Raw genomic sequence first — 1,822 nt, 5'->3', positions numbered from 1 at the left:
GGGAAAGCTACGACGACACGGAAATCAGGAACGCGCTGACAGCCTTGCAGCAGCAGGTCAACACGCTCGTTTCGGGTGACGCATCGAGTGCCATCGAGTCATTTAACGAGATCATCGCTTTTCTTGCCAACGTAGAGGACACACAGACGTTGCAAGGGATCATTGCCGGGCTGAACCAGAGCATCACAAACGTCCAGCAGGCGATTCCGACAAGGCTATCCCAGTTACAGAATGACGACCATACGGTCAAGGACGCTGCTTATGTCCATACCGACAATAATTACAGCAATGAAGAGAAAACGAAGGTATCGGACTCTTTGAGGTTGAAAGAGTATGTCGATGTCGAGTCTCTGGCGGCTCTTCCGTCATCACCGTATAACCTTCGCTTCAAATACACAAGCAAATCCCCGCAAGCGATCAACTTTGCCGATATCGCCAGCGTACCGGAAATGCAGGAATTCTATCTGTCGATCTTGAACAGTTCCGGGTCGGACTTTGACCAACCGGTCCCTAATGGTTCTGGCTGGCAGTCCGAGGAATCAAGTGTAACGTTACCGAACGGGAAACCGACAGGTGTATCCTTGAAGAAAGAACACGGGATAATAGTAATTAGGGTATAATTCAAAACAGGAAGAGATGAAACGTAGATTGATATCAGGTAATCTATATAATACAGTGCCTAAATTGGTAAAGCTGGTAAGTCCTTTAGGTATCCAACAGAATTATATAATAGAGAAAAAATATAAGTTTGTGGATTTGCTAATCGTTGGAGGTGGCGGCGGAGGTGGCACAAACAGTGGTGGCGGTGGAGCTTCTGGAACAATAGCATTTGCTCGTAATATAAAAATCTCTTTGCTACCGAAAACTTTGACTTGTAAAATTGCAAAGCCTGTAAATGCACAAACTGATGGGGATAGTACAACTCTTGAAATAAACGGGGATACGATAATCTGTGCTGGAGGGCAAAGAGGTAATAGTGAGGGAGCAGGAGGGCTTGGTAATGGCTCTAAAATACCAGACAGTATATATACCATTCTATCAAAGTTGGTAGAAAACCCATCTTCCGATATCGCGATTTGTAATAATGGTGGAGGCTCTCCTGGTTATTGGAATGGTTCTTACGGTTATGCTGGTGGTTCAGGCGCATCTATGTCGGGTAATGGAAATTCATCGTCAGGAATGACCGGTGGAAACAGTGTAAGTAATGCAGATGGTATGGGCGGTTATAAAGGTGGAAATAGTCAATCTTATCAAGGTGGTACAGGATATAAATATAACAATGTACTTATTCCTATTGGCCTATTTGGAGGAGGTGGAACTTCGGGGAAAGGCTCGAACGGATCTGGTTCGGATGGGTCTGGAGCAGGTGGTGGGGCGGCAGGTCTTGAATCAGGTGGAAATGGTGGAAATTCAGGGTCAAGCAATCCTACGAATGGCGGAAATGGTGGCATTGGAGCTGGTGGCGGAGGAGGTGGTAGTCTGTCACGTAAAGGAGGAAAAGGAGGACAGGGTATAATTTGTTTATATTATCACAATTAAGAATAGCAATATGATATACATTCATAAAGACATTAATTTTTGGAAAACGAAAGTAAAACTTCCTGATTCCTATCTCATAAGTACAGATATAGACGATTATGAGGTTGGGGCTTATCTTCCGCTCTCAGAAGAACAGGAACAGTACCACAACGAACATCCGGATGCAACCCCGTTGGAGTGTTGGCACATGCAGCCCGCTCCGGAACCTGAACCGACTCCGGAAGAATTGCTCTGGCGTGCCCGTGATGCCAAACGGCAGGAAATCTACGACAAAGACATCCAT

General features: G+C 45.6%; 1 protein-coding gene and 2 pseudogenes. All 3 read left to right on the top strand.

Going from position 1 to position 1,822, the window contains the following annotated elements; all coding sequences use genetic code 11:
- Positions 1-620 (top strand): annotated as a pseudogene (locus KTG12_RS21190) (hypothetical protein); the annotation flags it as partial.
- A 16-nt stretch (positions 621-636) separates the two neighbouring features.
- A complete protein-coding gene (locus KTG12_RS21185) occupies positions 637-1,539 on the top strand; it encodes a hypothetical protein (RefSeq protein WP_005649144.1) in 903 nt (300 codons plus the stop codon).
- A gap of 10 nt (positions 1,540-1,549) precedes the next feature.
- A pseudogene (locus KTG12_RS21180) lies at positions 1,550-1,822 on the top strand (hypothetical protein); the annotation flags it as partial.

It is taken from the genome of Parabacteroides sp. MSK.9.14 (assembly GCF_019041495.1).
Lineage (GTDB): Bacteria > Bacteroidota > Bacteroidia > Bacteroidales > Tannerellaceae > Parabacteroides > Parabacteroides merdae.
The sequence above is the reverse complement of the archived record's forward strand: the minus strand, read 5'-3'. Positions and strand labels throughout refer to the sequence as shown.